The sequence below is a fragment of the Pseudomonas sp. MWU16-30322 genome, from assembly GCF_020515535.1.
GTDB classification, from domain to species: domain Bacteria; phylum Pseudomonadota; class Gammaproteobacteria; order Pseudomonadales; family Pseudomonadaceae; genus Aquipseudomonas; species Aquipseudomonas fluorescens_H.
Genome location: NZ_JAIWYL010000001.1, coordinates 403739 through 422172 on the forward strand (window position 1 = coordinate 403739; position 18434 = coordinate 422172).

Below are 18434 nucleotides of genomic sequence, written 5' to 3' on the forward strand. Positions count from 1 at the left end.
GTGGCGGAGTCTTGCATGCCGGCGTGGCGCACTATCAGTTTGTGGATGGATCAACTCGACGAGCCGCTTACCGCGCGGCCAGCGCTGGAGCAGGATCTGGATGTCGACGTGGCAATCATCGGCGCTGGTTATACCGGGCTGTGGACCGCGTACTACCTGAAAAAACTCGCTCCCGGTCTGGATATCGCCATCGTCGAGGCGCAAACCGCCGGTTTCGGGGCGTCCGGGCGCAATGGTGGCTGGCTGATGGGCAACCTGCTGGGCGAGGATCGACTGCTTGCCGGGCTCTCGCCACAACAACGCCGCGCTTCGTTTGATCTGCTGCACAGCATTCCGGATGAAGTGGAAGTTGTGCTCGAACGTGAGGGCATCGACTGCGATTACCGCAAAGGCGGGGTGCTGTACTGCGCCGCACGCTATCCGGAGCAGGAAACCAGCCTGCGTGAATACCTGGACAAACTGCGTGCTCAGGGCCTGACCGACAACGATTATCGCTGGCTCAGCCCCGAGCAACTGGCGCAACAGATTCGCGTGGCAAAACCCTACGGCGGGATTTATGCGCCGCATGTGGCGACCATTCACCCGGCGAAACTGGTGCGCGGTCTGGCGCGCACCGTGCAGAACATGGGCGTGAAAATCTACGAAAACAGCCCGGTCACGCACTGGCAGTCCGGCAGTTTGCGCACGGCCAAGGCCAGTGTGCGCAGTCGCTGGATCGTGCCAGCCGTCGAAGGTTATTCGGTGACGTTGCCGCCGCTGGGCCGCTATCAGTTGCCGGTGCAAAGCCTGATTGTCGCCACCGAACCGTTGTCGGCAGCGACCTGGGATGAAATCGGCCTCAACCGTGGCCAGGCTTTCAGTGAGTTCAGCCGTCAGGTCACTTATGGCCAGCGCAGCGCCGATAACCGCCTGATCTTCGGCGCCCGCGGCGGTTATCAGTTCGCCGGCAAACTGCGCCACAACTTCGATCTGACCCGTGATGAAGTCGAGCTGCGCCGCTATCTGTTCGGCGAACTGTTCCCACAGCTGAAAAACGTGCAGATCACCCACGCCTGGGGCGGCAACCTCGGCATGTCCCGGCATTTCAAGCCGCACATGCTCTGCGATCGCGCCAATGGCATTGCGCTGTCCGGCGGTTATGGCGGGGAGGGTGTGGGTGCCAGCAATCTCGGCGGCCGCACCCTGGCCGATCTGATTCTTGAGCGTGATACCGAACTGGTGCATCAGCCGTGGGTGCTGCCGGACGGCGGAATTCATGCGCTACGCGCCTGGGAGCCGGAGCCGTGCCGCTGGCTCGGTTACAACGCGATCATCAAAAGTTTCGTCCACGAAGACCAGACCCTGGCCAACCCGGCCAGCGCACCGTGGCGGCGCAAGCTGGCCAGTCAGGTCGCTGGGTTCATGGAAGGTTTCATGCACTAACCGCCGTTTTCTTCACAAGACAGGTCTCACCATGAGCATTACGCAGTTCAAGAACACCGCCACTCTGCAACTGGACGAGTCCAACCCGGTCGCCGTGCCACTCGGTGAGCCGGTCGCGATTGCCTCGACCACCAGCGTCGAGCGCGACGACGGCGTCGAAACCGGCGTCTGGGAATGCACCCCGGGGCGCTGGCGTCGGCAGATCACCGCGCAGGAATTCTGCCATTTCATTTCTGGCCGCTGCACGTTCACCCCGGACGACGGCGGCGCAACCCTGCACATACAAGGTGGCGACGCACTGATGTTGCCGGCCAATACGCTCGGCATCTGGGATATCCAGGAGACCGTGCGCAAGACCTACGTGCTGATTTTCTGATTGTTTGATCCTTTGATTGCCTGCCAACAAAAATAGCCACTACAGGAATCACCTCATGATCCAGAAAACCCTCGCTCTGGCGCCGCTGCTGCTGGCCGCCTCCATCAGCCATGCCGCCGAGACGGTCAAGGTTTACAACTGGTCCGATTACATCGCGCCGGACACCACGAAAAGCTTTCAGAAAGACACCGGCATCGGCGTCACCTATGACGTCTACGACAGCAATGAGACCCTCGACGGCAAGTTGATGACCGGTAAATCCGGTTATGACGTGGTGTTCCCGTCCAACCACTTCATGGCCCGGCAGATCCAGGGCGGGGCGCTGAAGAAGCTCGACAAGAGCCAGTTGCCGAACTGGAAGAACCTCAACCCGGTATTGCTCAAGGCCTTGCAGGTCAACGACCCGAACAACGAGCACGGTTTCCCGTACCTGTGGGGCAGCACGGGTATCGGCTACAACATCGCCAAGGTCAAAGCGGTGCTGGGTGACAACGCGCCAGTGGACTCCTGGGATCTGATCTTCAAGCCCGAGTACATGGAAAAACTGCAGAAGTGCGGCGTGGCGATCCTCGATAACGGCCCGGAATTGCTGCCGGCGGCGCTCAACTATCTCGGCTTGCCGCCGCACAGCAAGAACCCCGAGGACTACAAGAAAGCCGAAGCGCTGCTGATGAAAGTGCGGCCGTATGTCAGCTACTTCCATTCCTCGAAATACACCAGTGACCTGGCCAACGGTGACATCTGCGTGGCGGTCGGTTTCTCCGGCGACATCCTGCAAGCGGAAAACCGCGCCAAGGAAGCGAAGAACGGCATCGACATCGGCTACGCGATTCCCAAGGAAGGCGCGGCGATCTGGTTCGACATGGTCGCCATGCCGGCCGATGCGCCGGACGAGAAGGCCGGTTACGCGTTCATGAACTACCTGCTGCGCCCGGACGTGATGGCCGGCATCAGCAATTACGTGCACTACGCCAACGGCAACGAGCAGGCTGACACTCTGATCGACCCGGCTATCAAGAGCGACACCAAGGTCTATCCGAGCCCGGAGATGATGGGCAAGCTGTTTGCGCTGGAGGCGATGCCGCTAAACATCGACCGGATTCGTACGCGGGTGTGGAACAAGATTCGAACGGGTAGTTGATTCACTTCATTCCTGTGGGAGCGGGCTTGCTCGCGAATGCGTCCGTTCAGTCAGCAATTATGTTGATTGATAAGCCGCATTCGCGAGCAAGCCCGCTCCCACAATGTGTTTTCAGCGCAGCATTTTATTTGATATCAATACACTGGCATTGCACTAATAGAGTGCAGGAAAGTGAGACGCGTCTAACAAAAAACAACTTACCAATATTTAATATTTAAATAGAAAATCGTCAGACAATTGGGCGTGGTGATGCCCGGTAAAACAATCTTTCGACCCCGCAGGCTTTGTTTTCGGCAGTTTTACGCAACAGTTCAATTTGATCTCAAAAAAACGCTAGACGACAGATTTCAAATTGTGTCAGGTTTCTTACGCCTTCATTGGGCGAGTGATAGGACGATCTCGCCAGGGATTGTCGCTATCTGACAAAAACTGTTCCATTGCTAAACAAGGAAGTGTGTTTATGTCGAAAGTAAAAGCTAACGCTATTGATATCACCGCAGATACATTCGTACCTGTCGGCGCAGCGCAGTCTCTGGCTGCATCCAGCTCCGCCTGGAACCAGATCAATAGCTTCAGCCATCAGTACGATCGTGGCGGCAACCTCACGGTCAATGGCAAACCCTCCTTCTCGGTGGATCAAGCCGCTACTCAACTGTTGCGTGACGGTGCTTCCTGGCACGATCTCGACAACAGCGGCAAGATCGAACTGACTTACACCTTTCTGACCGCCAAAACCGCCAACTTCAGCGGCCTGGGTGTCACCGGTTTCAGTCAGTTCAGTGCCCTGCAAAAAGCTCAGGCCGTGCTCGCCATGCAATCCTGGGCTGACGTCGCCAATGTCACGTTTACCGAGGCTGCTAAAGGTGGCGACGGTCACATGACCTTCGGTAACTACAGCGGTGGCCAGGAAGGTGCGGCGGCGTTTGCTTTCCTGCCAGGCACCGAGCCTGGTTATGACGGTCAATCCTGGTATCTGACCGGCAGTGGCTACGACGTCAACAAAACCCCGGGGGTGAACAATTACGGGCGTCAGACCCTGACGCACGAAATCGGCCACACATTGGGGCTGTCTCACCCTGGCGACTATAACGCCGGCGAAGGCAACCCGACCTACAAGGATGCGTCCTACGGTCAGGACACCCGCGGTTACAGCCTCATGAGCTACTGGAGCGAAAGCAACACCGCCCAGAACTTCAGCAAGGGCGGTGTGGAAGCCTATGCCTCCGGCCCGTTGATGGATGACATTGCGGCGATCCAGAAGCTGTACGGCGCCAATATGAGCACCCGTGCCGGTGACACCACCTACGGCTTCAACTCCAACGCCGGGCGCGATTTCCTCAGCGCCTCGTCGTCGAGCGACAAGCTGGTGTTCTCGGTGTGGGACGCGGGCGGCAAGGACACCTTCGACTTCTCGGGTTTCACCCAGAACCAGAAGATCAACCTCAATGAAGCCTCGTTCTCCGACGTTGGTGGCATGGTGGGTAACGTGTCCATCGCCAAGGGCGTGACCATCGAAAACGCCATCGGCGGTTCGGGCAACGACCTGCTGATCGGTAACAGTGCGTCCAACGAGCTGAAGGGCGGTGCCGGCAACGACATCATCTACGGCGCCGGTGGTGCGGACAAACTGTGGGGCGGCGCAGGTTCGGACACTTTCGTGTTCGCCGCCAGTTCCGACTCCAAGCCGGGTGCCATCGATCAGATCCTCGATTTCGTCAGCGGTCTGGACAAAATCGACCTGAGCGCTATCACCGGCGGTTCCGGCCTGCACTTCGTCAACAGCTTCACCGGTGCAGCCGGCGACGCGATCCTGACTTCGTCGGGCGGCAACAGCCTGTTGTCGGTGGACTTCTCCGGGCACGGCGTGGCGGACTTCCAGGTCAGCACCGTTGGCCAGGCAGCGACCAGCGACATCGTGGCGTGATGTGAAACGGGAAAGCGGCGCTCGATGCGCCGCTTTCTTTACTTGCATCGTCCTGGCCGCTGGGCAAGGCTACGTGCCGGAGAGAATATTCTCATGATCTATAAAGCTTTTACCTACAAGGCAATGGCGTGGCTTTCGGCGGCGTTCATCATGATTTCTGGAGAAACAACCATGGCAAGCAGCCTCAGACTTGAAGATCCATCGGTTTTTGCCGGGCAATGGCAGGCGACGTTGAGCGCCAACAATGATGCGCCCGAAGCGCAAAAGCTGCAGGACAAGCCTTCGAACACTTGTGCTCTCGAGTTGCAAGCCAATCAGACCGTTGGCAAGGGCGCTGAATGCCTGGGCGCATGGCTGGAAGATTCGCCCATCGGCTGGTTTCCGGAACCCGACGGAATTTCTGTGACCGGCAAGGAAGGTTCAAGAATCGTGTTTTTCAGCCGACAAAGTGACGGGCGCTATTCCAGTACTTTGAAGTCGGGCCTGATTGTTACACTCCAACGCGCGGCGAAATAAACACTCAACTAAGCCAGATTGAATATAAGGCAGTGCTTGAACGTTATAAATGATCGTGGCAGTTGTTGTTGAATTGTAAACGGGTACTTGCAAAACATCTTCGCAGGTAAGCGGAACATTAATTGAGCGCTCGCCGAAGTCTGGCGGGATCTATCATTTCAGGAAGAATCAATGAAGATGGCGAAGGCCCCAGCCACCGCTCCCTTATTCAAGGCTTTGGGTGACTATAAAGGCATTCTGATCAGCGTCGGGTGCTTTACTGCACTGATTAACGTGCTGATGCTGGTGCCCTCGATTTATATGCTGCAGGTCTACGACCGCGTACTGTCTTCGCAGAACGAAACCACCCTGGCGATGCTGTCCTTGATGGTCGTTGGATTCTTTGCGTTCATCGGCATGCTGGAGGTAGTGCGCAGTTTCATCGTGATCCGTATCGGCAGCCAACTGGAGCGCCGCTTCAACCTGCGGGTCTATCAGGCGGCGTTCGAACGCAACCTGTTCAAGGGCGAGGGTAACGCCGGGCAATCGCTGGGCGACCTGACCCATATTCGCCAATTCGTCACCGGACCGGCGCTGTTTGCGTTTTTCGACGCTCCGTGGTTTCCGGTCTATCTGTTCGTCATCTACCTGTTCAACGTCTGGCTGGGCGTGCTCGCCACCGCTGGGGCGCTGCTGCTGATCGCGCTGGCGTGCCTCAACGAATACATGACCAAGAAGCCGCTGGGCGAAGCTGCCGGTTACTCGCAGAAGTCCAGCCAACTGGCGACCAGCCACCTGCATAACGCCGAAACCATTCAGGCCATGGGCATGCTTGGCGCGTTGCGCAAGCGCTGGTTTGGTGTGCATTCGCGCTTCCTTGGCCTGCAGAATCAGGCCAGCGACACTGGCGCGGTAATCAGCTCGATCAGTAAGACCCTGCGTCTGTGCCTGCAATCGCTGGTGCTCGGCCTGGGTGCGTTGCTGGTGATCAAGGGCGACATGACCGCCGGGATGATGATCGCCGGTTCGATCCTGATGGGCCGGGTGCTGAGCCCGATCGACCAGTTGATCGCCGTGTGGAAACAGTGGAGCGGGGCGAAGCTGGCCTACCGTCGTCTGGACTCGTTGCTGCAGGCGTTTCCGCCGAGCGATGACGCCATGGCGTTGCCGGCGCCAAAAGGCCAGATTGCCTTTGAGCAAGTCAGTGCCGGCCCTCCGGGGCAGCGCGCGGCGACCCTGCAGATGGTCAACTTCAGCATCGGCGCGGGCGAAGTGCTGGGCGTGCTCGGCGCCTCTGGTTCCGGCAAGTCGACCCTGGCCCGGGTACTCGTCGGCGTGTGGCCGACCCTTGGCGGGACTGTGCGTCTGGACGGTGCGGACATCCATCGCTGGAACCGCGACGAACTCGGTCCGTACATCGGCTACCTGCCACAGGACATCGAACTGTTCAGCGGCAGCATCGCCGAGAACATCGCCCGTTTCAGCGAAGCCAATCCGGAGAAGGTCGTGGCTGCCGCGCAACAGGCCGGTGTCCACGAGATGATTCTGCGTATGCCACAGGGCTACGACACGCAACTGGGCGAGGACGGCAGTGGTCTGTCCGGTGGTCAGAAGCAGCGCGTCGCTCTGGCTCGGGCCATGTATGGCGATCCGAGTCTGGTGGTGCTGGATGAGCCGAACTCCAACCTCGATACCGTTGGTGAAGCCGCGCTGGCTAGCGCCATCGCCCAGCTCAAGGCCAAGGGCACCACCGTGGTGCTGGTCACGCACCGCTCTTCGGTACTGGCCCAGGCCGACAAGTTGCTGGTGCTCAACGACGGTCGTTTGCAGGCATTCGGTAACAGTCAGGATGTCCTCAAGGCGCTGTCCGGCGCCCAGGAACAACAACGGGAAAAATCTGCGCAGGCACCGGGCGGGCTCAGCATGAGCCGGCAGTACCAGCCCACGACAAGGAATTCGGGTGTATGAGCAGCGCCAGCATGAACACTGAAAACGAAGCCTCCATGGAACACGCGTACGTCACCGAGCGCCCGGAGCGCGATGCGAAATTCTTCGCGCGCATGGGCTGGATTCTGGCCATCGTCGGCGCCGGCAGCTTCTTCACCTGGGCCGCACTGGCGCCGCTGGATCAAGGCATTCCAGTGCAGGGCACCGTGGTGGTGTCGGGCAAGCGCAAGGCTGTGCAGTCGATGAGCAGCGGCGTGGTCAGCCGGATTCTGGTACGTGAAGGCGAAATCGTGAAGCAGGGGCAACCGTTGTTCCGCCTCGATCAGACCCAGGTCGCCGCCGACGTGCAGTCGCTGCAGGCGCAATACCGCATGGCGTGGGCCAGCCTCGCACGCTGGCAGGCCGAACGCGACAACCTCAAAGAAATCACCTTTCCCGCCGAGCTGAGCAACGACCCGGACCCGCGTCTGGCACTGGTGCTGGAAGGTCAGCGTCAACTGTTCAGCAGCCGCCGCGAAGCGTTCTACCGCGAGCAGGCCGGGCTGCGCGCCAGCATCGAAGGTGCCACCGCGCAACTGGCCGGCATGCGACGCGCGCGCACCGACCTCAATGCCCAGGCCGATTCGCTGCAACAGCAACTGAGCAACCTGCAACCGCTGGCGGACAACGGCTACATCCCGCGCAACCGCTTGATGGAGTACCAGCGGCAGCTGTCGCAAGTGCAACAGCAACTGGCGGAAAACACCGGTGAAAGCGGCCGGGTCGAGCAGGGCATTCTCGAGTCGCGCCTGAAACTGCAACAGCATGGCGAGGAATACCAGAAGGAAGTGCGCACGCAACTGGCCGACGCGCAGCTGAAAAGCGTGACCCTGTCCGAACAACTGACTTCTGCCGGTTTCGACCTGCAACACAGCGAGATCCTTGCCACCGCCGATGGTGTGGCGGTGAACCTCGGCGTGCACACCGAAGGCGCCGTGGTGCGTCAGGGCGAAACGCTGCTGGAGATCGTCCCGCAAGGCACCACCTTGGAAGTCGAAGGGCACTTGCCGATCAACCTGATCGACAAGGTCGGCACGCATCTGCCGGTCGATATCCTCTTCACCGCGTTCAACCAGAGCAAGACCCCGCGTGTGCCGGGTGAGGTCAGTCTGATTTCCGCCGACCAGATGGTCGACGAGAAAACCGGCGTGCCGTACTACGTGTTGCGCAGCAGCGTCAGTGATCAGGCCATGGAGAAGCTTCACGGTCTGGTGATCAAGCCCGGTATGCCGGCGGAAATGTTCGTGCGCACTGGCGAACGCTCACTGCTCAACTACCTGTTCAAACCGCTGCTCGATCGGGCCGGCTCCGCGTTGACCGAAGAATAAGGATGTTCGGCTGTATGAATAAGCTTTCGATGTTGGGAGCAGCGTTCGCGCTGCTCGCAGGAAACAGCGCGCTGGCGGCCATGGGGCCATTCGAGATCTACGAGCAGGCATTGCGCAACGACCCGGTGTTCCTCGGCGCGATCAAGGAGCGCGACGCGGGCCTGGAAAACCGCATCATCGGCCGCGCCGGGCTATTGCCGAGACTGGGTTACAACTACAACCGTGGTCATAACACCTCCAAGGCCACGCAACTGACCAATCGCGGCAGCCTCACCGAAGACCGCAACTACAACAGCTACGGCTCGACTCTGACCTTGCAGCAACCGTTGCTCGACTACGAAGCCTATGCGGCGTATCGCAAAGGCGTGGCCCAGTCGCTGTTCGCCGACGAGGCGTTTCGCGGCAAGAGTCAAGAGCTGTTGGTGCGGGTGCTGGATAACTACACCAAAGCCTTGTTCGCCCAGGATCAGATCGACATCGCCCAGGCCAAGAAGAAAGCCTACGAGCAGCAGTTCCAGCAGAACGAACACATGTTCAAGCAGGGCGAGGGCACACGCACCGACATCCTTGAAGCCGAGTCGCGGTATGAGCTGGCGACCGCCGAGGAGATCGAGGCGCGCAACGAGCAGGACGCGGCGCTGCGTGAGCTGGGTGCGCTGGTCGGCGTGCCGACGGTGGACATCAGCGAGCTGGCACCACTGGATCAGAATTTCCAGACCTTCGCCCTGATGCCAGCCAACTACGACACCTGGCACGAGCTGGCGATCAGTAACAACCCGAACCTGGCGTCGCAGCGTCAGGCGGTAGAAGTGGCCAAGTACGAAGTGGAGCGCAACCGCGCCGGGCACCTGCCCAAAGTCAGTGCCTATGCTTCGATCCGCCAGACTGAATCGGACAGCGGCAACACCTATAACCAGCGCTATGACACCAATACCATCGGTTTTGAAGTCAACGTGCCGCTGTATGCCGGTGGCGGGGTGTCGGCTTCGACCCGTCAGGCCAGCCGCAGCATGGAGCAGGCAGAATACGAACTCGACGGCAAGACCCGCGAAACCTTGATCGAATTGCGCCGCCAGTTCAGCGCCTGCCTGTCGGGTGTCAACAAGCTGCGCGCGTACCAGAAGGCCTTGGCCTCGGCTGAAGCGCTGGTGGTGTCGACCAAGCAAAGCATTCTCGGCGGCGAGCGGACCAATCTCGATGCGTTGAATGCCGAACAACAACTATTTACCACCCGCCGCGATCTGGCTCAGGCACGCTACGACTACTTGATGGCCTGGACCAAGCTGCATTACTACGCGGGGACCTTGAACGAACAGGATCTGGCGCGGGTGGATGAGGCGTTCGGACAAGGCCCGAAAAGCAACCCGCGTTAATGCTTGGCACCGAACCTGTGGCGAGGGAGCTTGCTCCCGCTTGAGTGCGTAGCGCTCACAAGATTTTGGGCTGCTGCGCAGCCAGCGGGAGCAAGCTCCCTCGCCACAAATAGACTCGCTCGATATTTCAAGAAGTGCTCGCCCGGCGAAACGGGTCATAACAAAAACATAAGAAAAGTGAGTGGTGAACATGGACGTACGCATCAAGCCGGCAGCGGTCGGCACTCTGTTGCTCGCAGTTTCCATTGCGCAAGCCAACGCGCAGTACCTTGAAACCGGCAAGCCCGGCGATCCCGCCAGTTGGCGCAGCGCCGAATTCCAGCGCGACTGGGGCCTGGCGCGGATGCAGGCGGATCAGGCCTACGCCGCCGGCATCACCGGTAAAGGCGTGAAGATCGGCGCTCTCGACTCCGGCTTCGATGCCACCCATCCCGAGTTCGCCAGCGACCGCTATCACCCGGTGCTGGCCTCCGGCAGTTACGTCGATGGTTCGCTGTTCAGTGTCAACGGCACCCTCAACCCCAACAACGATTCCCACGGCACTCACGTGGTCGGCACCATGGGCGCGAGTCGTGACGGCACCGGCATGCACGGCGTGGCGTACAACGCACAAATCTACGTCGGCAACACCAACAACAACGACAGCTTCCTCTTCGGCCCGAAACCCGATCCGCGCTATTTCAAAGCGGCCTACGACGCCCTGGCCGCTGCCGGCGTGCGCGCGATCAACAACAGTTGGGGCAGTCAGCCGCCGGATGTCAGCTATCGCACCCTGGCCGATCTGCATGCCGCTTATGCCCAACACTGGAATCAGGGCACCTGGCTCGATGCAGCGGCGGACGTCTCGCGCCGTGGCGTGATCAACGTGTTCAGCGCCGGCAACAGCGGCTATCCGAACGCCAGCGTGCGCTCGGCATTGCCGTACTTTCAGCCGGATCTCGAAGGCCACTGGCTGGCGGTCTCGGGGCTGGATCAGAGTAATCAGCAGAAGTACAACCAGTGCGGCATCGCCAAATACTGGTGCATTACCACACCGGGGGCGAAGATCGACAGCACCATTCCGGGTGGCGATTACGCGATCAAGTCCGGCACCTCGATGGCCGCGCCGCACGCCACCGGGGCACTGGCGCTGGTGATGGAACGCTATCCGTACATGAACAATCAGCAGGCGCTCGAAGTGCTGCTGACCACCGCCACGCAACTCGACGGCTCGGTCACCGATGCACCCACCGAGCGGGTCGGCTGGGGCGTGGCCAACCTGAATCGGGCGATGCGCGGGCCGGGGCAGTTGCTTGGCGCGTTCGATGCCAACCTGGCGGCCGGGCAAAGCGATGTCTGGAGCAATGACATCTCCGACAAGGCACTGATTCAGCGTCAGCGCGAAGACCTCGCCGAACACAGCGCCTGGCAGCAAACCCTGCAGGACAAGGGCTGGCAGAACGGCATTGCGGCCGGCGCCAGTCAGCAGGATCAGACCGACTACGCGGTCGGTATGGCGCGCGATGCCGCAGCAGCGACGCGGGTCTATCAGGGCAGCCTGATCAAGTCCGGAGCAGGGCGTTTGCTGCTGACCGGCGACAACACCTTCCGCGGCCCGACCACGGTCAATGGCGGTTTGTTGAGCGTCAACGGTTCGCTGGCGTCGGCGGTGACGGTCAACGACAGCGGCACCCTGGGCGGCTCCGGGCGCATCGGCGCGTTGCTCGCCAACAGCGGCGGCCGTGTGGCGCCCGGCAACTCCATCGGCACCTTGAACGTGACCAGTGACGTGACCTTCGCCCCGGGCTCGACCTACGCGGTGGAGCTGTCACCGACCAGCAGCGACCGCATCGTCGCCGGCGGCGTCGTGAGCATCAACGGTGCCACCGTCAGCCTGTGGCTGGAAAACAGCCCGACTCTGCTCAGCACCACTGAAACCCGCAGCCTGCTCGGCCACTCGTACGACATTTTGCAAGCGGCTGGCGGCATTCAGGGCCGGTTCGGAGCGGTGCTGCCGGACTACCTGTTCATCGGTGGCAACCTCGACTACGCGGCCAACGCGATTCAGCTCGACATCCAGCGCAATGCAACCTCGTTCGCCAGCGTCGGGCAAACCCCGAATCAGCGCGCCGTAGCGGCTGCCGTCGAAGGTTTGGGTGCTGGCAATTCGGTGTACGAAAGCCTGTTGCTCTCAGCGTCTGCTGCCTCGGCGCAGCAAGCTTTCCAGCAACTGAGTGGGGAGATCTACCCGGCAATTGGTTCGATGCTGATCAATGACAGCCGCCAGTTGCGCGACGCGGTGGGCGAACGTCTGCACGATGCCAGCGCCTCACAAAGCAATGGCTGGATCAAGGCACTCGGTGCCTGGGGTTCGACCGACTCCGCTAACGACACGGCGCGCTACAGCACTTCGATCGGTGGCTTGCTCGCCGGTGTTGACGGTGCGCTGGACGAGCAAACGCGCATCGGTCTGGTCACCGGTTACAGCGACAGCTCGCTGAACATGGGCTCGGACACGCACTCGTCAGCCAAGGTCGACAGCTATCACCTCGGCGCTTACGCCGGTCATGAAATCGGCGCGTGGCGCCTGAGCACCGGCGCGGCCTACAGCTGGCATCGCGCCGATGTGAAGCGCGATCTGCAATACGGCGAGGTCAGCGCCAAACAGAAAGCCAAGGTCGATGCGACCACCACTCAGGTCTTCGGTGAAGCGGCTTACCGGCTGAACCTGCAACCGCTGGCACTGGAGCCGTTCGCCAACCTCGCTTACGTGCATCTGGACACTGACGGCTTCACCGAAAAGGGTGACGCGGCAGCGCTGAAAAGCTCTGGCGACCAGCGTGATGCGGTGCTCAGTACGCTCGGTGTGCGGGCGGTCAAGCGCTTCAACCTGTCGAATCAGCAGGCGCTGGACCTGAGCGGGCATCTCGGCTGGCAGCACAGCCTCAGCGACATCGAATCTGAACAACATCTGCGTTTTGCCAGCGGCAGCACGCCGTACTCGGTCGAGAGTTCGCCACTGGTGCGTGATGCGGCGCTGGTCGGTGTGCAAGCCAGCCTGGTCTTGAGCAAGGACGTGCGAGTGAACCTTGATTACAACGGGCAACTGGCCAATCGCGAGAAGAGCCATGGGGTTGGGTTGAGCCTGAATTGGCAATTTTGACGGACGGTGTACGCGTCTCCCTGTAGGAGCACATAACTGTGGCGAGGGAGCTTGCTCCCGCTCGGCTGCGCAGCAGTCGCAAATTCGCCAGACCGGGTTCGACTGGAAACATGCAGGGGGCCGCTTCGCGCCCCAGCGGGAGCAAGCTCCCGCGCCACAAAAAACAGCATTCATGAGATTGAAATAGACGGATTTTTCGCAACAACACTAAGGAAGGTCGCTGGATGAATAACAACAAAACCCCCGCGCAAACGGGCGGTCGCTTCGCCATGAAAACGCTCAATTGCGCCGTGATTTGCGCGCTGACCACTTGGGGCAGCGCACACGCGGCGCCTTATGTGGAAAGCGGCCGCACTGGCGATCCCGCCAGTTGGCGCAGCACCGAATTCAAGGCTGACTGGGGCCTGGGCGCCATCGGCGCGGATTACGCCTACGCCGCCGGTTATACCGGTAAAGGCGTGAAACTGGGGATCTTCGACCAGCCGGTGTACGCCGCGCACCCGGAGTTTTCCGGCGCTAACAAAGTCATCACCCTGGTCACCAGCGGGATCCGCGAATACACCGACCCGTACATCCCGGTCAAAGCCGGGGACGCGTTCCGCTATGACGGTTCGCCCTCGGTCGGTTCCAACGGCAAGCTCGGCGCCCACGGCACCCACGTCGGCGGTATTGCCGCCGGTAGCCGCGACGGCGGGCCGATGCACGGGGTGGCGTTCGGTGCGCAGATCATCAGCGCCGACAACGGTGACCCGGGCCCGGAAGACGGTATCGTCCGTGGCAACGACGGCGCGGTGTACAAGGCCGGTTGGGATGCGCTGATCGCCAGCGGCGCGCGGATCATCAACAACAGCTGGGGCATCGGCATCACCGACCGTTTCGACCTCGGCGGCCGCAACCCGGCGTATCCGCACTTCACCGTCAACGACGCGCAATTGCAGTTCAACGAAATCCGCACACTGCTCGGCACCAAGCCCGGCGGTGCCTACGACGGCGCCATCGCCGCCGCCCGCAGCGGTATCGTGACGATCTTCGCTGCTGGTAACGATTACAACCTGAACAACCCGGACGCCATCGCCGGCCTCGGTTACTTCGTGCCGGACATCGCGCCGAACTGGATCACCGTCGCCGCGTTGCAGAAGAACCCGGACCTGGCCAGCGCCAATCCGTACATCATGAGCACGTTCTCTTCGCGTTGCGGCTACACCGCGAGCTTCTGCGTCTCGGCGCCGGGGACGCAGATCTACAGCTCGATCATCAGCGGCACCAACGCTGACAACCTGACCACTGGCTACGCCAACTACAACGGCACCTCGATGGCCGCGCCACACGTGGCCGGCTCGATGGCGGTGTTGATGGAGCGCTTCCCGTACATGACTGGCGATCAGGTCGCCACGGTGTTGCGTACCACCGCGACCGACCTCGGCGCACCGGGCATCGACGCCTTGTACGGCTGGGGCATGATCAACCTGCGCAAGGGCATCGATGGTCCGGCGATGTTCGTCACCGAGAAAGACATCCCGGAAGAATTTCGCATCCAGGGTGCCTACGGTTCCGGGCAGTTCGTCGCGGACTTGCCGGGCATTGGCGCGATCATCGACAAGGGCAAACCGACCGAGCGCCTGTGCACCGACATCACCTGCGGCCTCGACACCTGGCGCAACGACATTTCCGGTCACGGCGGCCTGACCAAGCAAGGTATCGGCACCCTGGTGATGACCGGCAACAACACCTACAGCGGCCCGACCCTGGTCAATCAGGGGCGTCTGGCGATCAACGGCTCGCTGGCTTCGGCGGTCACGGTCAACGACAGCGGGATCCTCGGCGGTAACGGCCGCATCGGCGCACTAACCGCGAAAAGCGGCGGTACCGTCGCGCCGGGCAACTCGATCGGCACGCTGAACGTCGCCGGTGACGTGACCTTTGAACCGGGTTCGACCTACGCGGTAGAAGTATCGCCGACCAGCAGCGACAAGATCGTTGCCGGCGGCAAAGCGGTGATCGATGGCGCCACGGTCAGTCTGTCGCTGGAAAACAGCCCGACCTTGCTGACCACCACTGAAGTGCAGAGCCTGCTCGGCATGCAGTTCAACATCCTGCAAGCGGCCGGTGGAATTCAAGGGCAGTTCGGGCAAGTGCTGCCGAACTACGCGTTCCTCGGCGGCACCCTGGCGTACTCGGCGAGCGGCGTACAACTGGAGGTGGGGCGCAATGGCGCGTCGTTCGCCAGTGTCGGTCTGACGCCGAACCAGCGTGCGGTCGGCGCGGCTGCCGAGCGTCTGGGCGCGGGCAATGCGCTGTTCGAAACCCTGCTGTTGTCGCCGAACGCGGCGTCTGCGCAACAAGCGTTCCAGCAACTGTCCGGCGAGATCCATCCAGCCATCGGCACGCTGCTGATCAACGACAGCCGCTACCTGCGTGAAGCCGTGGGCGAGCGTTTGCGTGAGCGTGATCTGTTCAATGCCAACGCGCCGACCGACGATCGCAGCAACGCCTGGGTCAAGGTCCTGGGTTCGTGGGGCAAGAGCGATGGCGGGCATGAAAATGCCGACTCCAACAGCTCCATCAGCGGGCTGCTGGCTGGCGTCGACGGCTTGATTGCTGAAGATACGCGTCTGGGTTTCGTTACCGGTTATAGCGACAGCTCGTTGGGGATGGGCGGCGGCACGCATTCGTCGGCCTCGGTCGACAGCTACCACCTGGGTGCGTACCTGGGGCATCAGATCGATGCGCTGCGTCTGACCGCCGGTGCGGCCTACAGCTGGCATCGCGTGGATGTGAAACGTGACCTGCAATTCGGTGACGTCAGCGGTAAACAGAAAACCAGGCACGATGCGGCGACTACCCAAGTGTTCACCGAAGCGGCTTATGATCTGCGCCTGCAACCGATGAATCTGGAGCCGTTCGCCAATCTGTCGTACGTGCACTTGAACACCGACAGCTTCACCGAGAAGGGTGATGCGGCGGCGCTCAAGGGCGGTGAAGACAACCGCGATGTGGTGCTGTCGACCCTTGGCGTACGCGCCAAGCGCACCTTCGCGCTGTCGGACAAACATCAGCTGGAACTGGGCGCGACCCTGGGCTGGCAGCACAACCTGAGCAGTGTCGATGCTGACAGTCATCTGGCGTTTGCCAATGGCAACAGCGCGTTCACCGTGCAGAGTGTGTCGATGGATCGTGATGCTGCCGTGGTCGGTGTACGCGCCGGGCTGGCGCTCAATCGCGATGTCCGGGTTAACCTGGACTATAACGGACTGATCGGTAACAACGAGAAGGATCACGGAGTGGGTCTGACGCTCGACTGGCAGTTCTAAAGGCAATGCCGGCAGTTCCTTGGGGGCTGCCGGTTTTGAAGGAAGAGAGAGCACAACATGGGACTGTTCGATTACAAGAATGCCGATGGCAAAGCGTTGTACAGCGACGCTATCGCGCTGACGCTGTATGCCTACACCCCGACCGGGCAAGCATTGCCGGGCACGGCCTGGAAACCGCTCAGTGCGACAGCGCTGGGCTATCAGGGCAAGGTCGGGGCGCAGGGTACGTTCTTTGGCGAGAAGGACGGCTTCACCAGCGCCGAAGCCGAAGTGCTTGGCAAATACGACGCAACAGGCAAGCTGACCGGTATCGGTGTGGCCTTTCGTGGCACCGGCGGGCTTGGTTTCAGCGACACTTTCGGCGACTTGAAAAACAACCTGCTGGCCGCCATCGGGCCAGCGGATTACGCGAGCAACTACGCGAAAAATGCCTTCGATAATCTGCTCAAGGCTGTCGTCGCGTTCGCGGTATCACACGGCATTGCCGCCAAAGATGTACTGATCAGCGGTCACAGCCTTGGCGGGCTCGGGGTCAACAGCGTGGCCGAGTTAAGCGCCAGCAACTGGGGCGGGTTCTTCAAGGACGCCAACTACATTGCGTTCGCTTCGCCGACCCAGAGCAGCACCGGCAACAATGTGCTGAACATCGGTTACGAAAACGATCCGGTGTTCCGTGTGCTCGATGGCACCACCTTCAGCAGCAGCTCAATGGGCAAGCACGACAAGCCGCATGAGTCGACCACCGACAACATCGTCAACTTCAATGACCATTACGCGTCCACCGCGCAGAACCTGGTGCCGTTCAGCATTGCCAATCCGCTGAGCTGGTCGGCCCACGGCTCGTTGGGCTATGCCGATGGCTTGAATCGGGTGATCGACTCGAAGTTCTACAACCTGACGCACAAGGACTCGACCATCATCGTCTCCAACCTTGAGGAAGCGTCCCGGGGCAAGACCTGGGTCGAGGATCTGGGGCGCAGTGGCGAGCCACACACCGGCAGCACTTTCATCATTGGCACGCAGAGCAACGACTGGCTCAAGGGCGGGGCGGGTAACGACTTCCTCGAAGGCTTGGGCGGCGATGACCGTTTCCGTGATGACGGGGGTTTCAACATCCTCCTCGGCGGTCAGGGCCACAACACCTTCGAGCTGCAGAAACCGCTGCAGAACTTCAGCTTTGCCAACGACGGAGACGGCACGCTGTACGTGCGCGACGCCTACGGCGGTATCAGCATGACCCGCGACATCGGCGCGCTGGTGAGCAAGGAGTCGGGGTCGTGGTGGGGCAGCAAGGAGATCACCTGGGGCGTCACGGCCAAGGGTTTGACCAATGGCAACGAACTGACCCAGTACACCCATTCGCTCAACGGCGATGCGTACGGTAATGCGCTGCACGCCAGTGCCGAGGGGGACTGGCTGTTCGGGCTGGGCGGCGATGACAAGCTGATCAGCGACAAGGGCCACGTGACCTTCGTCGGCGGCGCCGGCAATGACGTGATGACGACGGTGGGTGGCAACAACACCTTCCTGTTCAGTGGCGCGTTCGGTTTCGACGCGATCAATGGCTACCAGGGCAGCGACAAACTGGTGTTCATGGGCGTCGAAGGCGCGGGGCAGGGCTACGACTACAAGCAGCATGCGGCACAGTCGGGGGCTGATACGGTGCTGAAGATTGGCGAGTATGCCGTGACCCTGATCGGGGTTGGGGTGGCTAACCTGTCGGACTCGTCTTTCGTGTTTGCCTAGTCACTCGTCGGGAGAAACCCTGTAGGAGTGAGCCTGCTCGCGATAGCGGTGAGTCAGTCTCCATCCATGTTGCCTGACACGGCCTCATCGCGAGCAGGCTCACTCCTACCGTTAAAAGCAACGCAAGTAGTACTGAAATGCTCCGGGGCGTGCCCGCGAGGGGCGCCCTGGCTGTGAGCTATCTCTGACA

At 61.0% G+C, this 18434-nt stretch carries 11 protein-coding genes; all 11 read left to right on the forward strand.

The genetic code is table 11. The features are described from left to right. Positions 1–15 precede the first annotated feature (15 nt). The 11 genes from LCH64_RS01785 to LCH64_RS01835 all read left to right on the forward strand — a co-directional run bounded on the left by LCH64_RS01785 (position 16) and on the right by LCH64_RS01835 (position 18244). A complete protein-coding gene (locus LCH64_RS01785; RefSeq protein ID WP_226499292.1) occupies positions 16–1422 on the forward strand; it encodes an FAD-dependent oxidoreductase in 1407 nt (468 codons plus the stop codon). Positions 1423–1453: 31 nt separating this feature from the next. Beyond that, positions 1454–1798 (forward strand): cupin domain-containing protein, encoded by a 345-nt coding sequence (locus tag LCH64_RS01790; protein WP_003225018.1) that lies wholly within the window; start codon positions 1454–1456, stop codon positions 1796–1798. A gap of 55 nt (positions 1799–1853) precedes the next feature. After that, entirely contained in the window at positions 1854–2939 is a 1086-nt protein-coding gene (locus LCH64_RS01795; RefSeq protein WP_226499293.1) for a polyamine ABC transporter substrate-binding protein, read from the forward strand. 460 nt (positions 2940–3399) lie between these two features. Then, positions 3400–4863: a serralysin family metalloprotease gene (locus LCH64_RS01800; RefSeq protein WP_103483485.1), complete on the forward strand. Its 1464-nt coding sequence runs from the start codon at positions 3400–3402 to the stop codon at positions 4861–4863. A gap of 93 nt (positions 4864–4956) precedes the next feature. After that, positions 4957–5379 (forward strand): AprI/Inh family metalloprotease inhibitor, encoded by a 423-nt coding sequence (locus LCH64_RS01805; protein ID WP_226499457.1) that lies wholly within the window; start codon positions 4957–4959, stop codon positions 5377–5379. A 171-nt stretch (positions 5380–5550) separates the two neighbouring features. Next, the gene (locus LCH64_RS01810; protein ID WP_003225008.1) at positions 5551–7326 is read left to right on the forward strand and encodes a type I secretion system permease/ATPase; all 1776 of its coding nucleotides are present in this window, start codon (positions 5551–5553) and stop codon (positions 7324–7326) included. Further along, entirely contained in the window at positions 7323–8672 is a 1350-nt protein-coding gene (locus tag LCH64_RS01815) for an HlyD family type I secretion periplasmic adaptor subunit (protein WP_003225006.1), read from the forward strand. The genes LCH64_RS01810 and LCH64_RS01815 overlap by 4 nt, the downstream gene beginning before the upstream one ends. Positions 8673–8674: 2 nt before the next feature. Continuing rightward, positions 8675–10045 carry a TolC family outer membrane protein gene (locus LCH64_RS01820; protein WP_226499294.1) on the forward strand — a complete coding sequence of 457 codons (1371 nt, stop codon included), beginning with the start codon at positions 8675–8677 and terminating at the stop codon, positions 10043–10045. Between the two features lie 190 nt (positions 10046–10235). Next, positions 10236–13187: an autotransporter serine protease gene (locus tag LCH64_RS01825; RefSeq protein WP_226499295.1), complete on the forward strand. Its 2952-nt coding sequence runs from the start codon at positions 10236–10238 to the stop codon at positions 13185–13187. Between the two features lie 224 nt (positions 13188–13411). Continuing rightward, positions 13412–16498 carry an autotransporter serine protease gene (locus tag LCH64_RS01830; RefSeq protein ID WP_226499296.1) on the forward strand — a complete coding sequence of 1029 codons (3087 nt, stop codon included), beginning with the start codon at positions 13412–13414 and terminating at the stop codon, positions 16496–16498. Positions 16499–16555: 57 nt separating this feature from the next. Continuing rightward, positions 16556–18244, forward strand: coding sequence for a polyurethanase (locus tag LCH64_RS01835; protein WP_226499297.1), 1689 nt, complete (start codon positions 16556–16558; stop codon positions 18242–18244). Positions 18245–18434 lie beyond the last annotated feature (190 nt).

Coding starts and splice junctions, on each gene's coding strand:
- LCH64_RS01785 (WP_226499292.1), top strand. CDS start 16: ATGCCGGCGTGGCGCACTATCAGTTTGTGGATGGATCAACTCGACGAG.
- LCH64_RS01790 (WP_003225018.1), top strand. CDS start 1,454: ATGAGCATTACGCAGTTCAAGAACACCGCCACTCTGCAACTGGACGAG.
- LCH64_RS01795 (WP_226499293.1), top strand. CDS start 1,854: ATGATCCAGAAAACCCTCGCTCTGGCGCCGCTGCTGCTGGCCGCCTCC.
- LCH64_RS01800 (WP_103483485.1), top strand. CDS start 3,400: ATGTCGAAAGTAAAAGCTAACGCTATTGATATCACCGCAGATACATTC.
- LCH64_RS01805 (WP_226499457.1), top strand. CDS start 4,957: ATGATCTATAAAGCTTTTACCTACAAGGCAATGGCGTGGCTTTCGGCG.
- LCH64_RS01810 (WP_003225008.1), top strand. CDS start 5,551: ATGAAGATGGCGAAGGCCCCAGCCACCGCTCCCTTATTCAAGGCTTTG.
- LCH64_RS01815 (WP_003225006.1), top strand. CDS start 7,323: ATGAGCAGCGCCAGCATGAACACTGAAAACGAAGCCTCCATGGAACAC.
- LCH64_RS01820 (WP_226499294.1), top strand. CDS start 8,675: ATGTTCGGCTGTATGAATAAGCTTTCGATGTTGGGAGCAGCGTTCGCG.
- LCH64_RS01825 (WP_226499295.1), top strand. CDS start 10,236: ATGGACGTACGCATCAAGCCGGCAGCGGTCGGCACTCTGTTGCTCGCA.
- LCH64_RS01830 (WP_226499296.1), top strand. CDS start 13,412: ATGAATAACAACAAAACCCCCGCGCAAACGGGCGGTCGCTTCGCCATG.
- LCH64_RS01835 (WP_226499297.1), top strand. CDS start 16,556: ATGGGACTGTTCGATTACAAGAATGCCGATGGCAAAGCGTTGTACAGC.